Raw genomic sequence first — 392 nt, 5'->3', positions numbered from 1 at the left:
GTCTCGGCCTTGGCGGAGATATCCGCCTCTTCCGCATCGTTGACGGCGCGAACCGCATTATTCTTCTGGGCCGACATGAGAGAGCTTACCGTGATAGATTGAAGAAAGTTTTTCGAACTGAACCGTTCGGTTCGATTGACATAATCTCTTTCCTGACACATATCAAGTGTTATCGAACCGATTGGTTCGACGTTCGGTTAATTTTTTTTACGCCGTTGTGATGCTATGAGGGCGGCAGCGATGGCAGGGTGAAGACAGGGATATGGAGACGGAAACGGAAACGGGCTGTCCGGGCAATGCCGCCGGGCGTTTTGCGGCGGGCGAAGACCCGGCCAAACGCGAGCAGATGCTGGCAGGTGCGTGGCGTGTGTTCAAGCGCAAGGGCTTCGATG

1 protein-coding gene and 1 pseudogene are annotated in these 392 nt (G+C 54.6%); both read left to right on the top strand.

The genetic code is table 11. The features are described 5' to 3' along the window. Positions 1–221 (top strand): hypothetical protein (locus I6F38_RS43580; RefSeq protein ID WP_225164739.1); only part of this gene is annotated, 221 nt, incomplete at its 5' end. Positions 222–262: 41 nt separating this feature from the next. Next, a pseudogene (locus tag I6F38_RS43575) lies at positions 263–392 on the top strand (TetR/AcrR family transcriptional regulator); the annotation flags it as partial.

Source organism: Bradyrhizobium sp. BRP56, from assembly GCF_020194035.1.
GTDB classification, from domain to species: Bacteria; Pseudomonadota; Alphaproteobacteria; order Rhizobiales; family Xanthobacteraceae; genus Bradyrhizobium; species Bradyrhizobium australafricanum.
The sequence above is the reverse complement of the archived record's forward strand: the minus strand, read 5'-3'. Positions and strand labels throughout refer to the sequence as shown.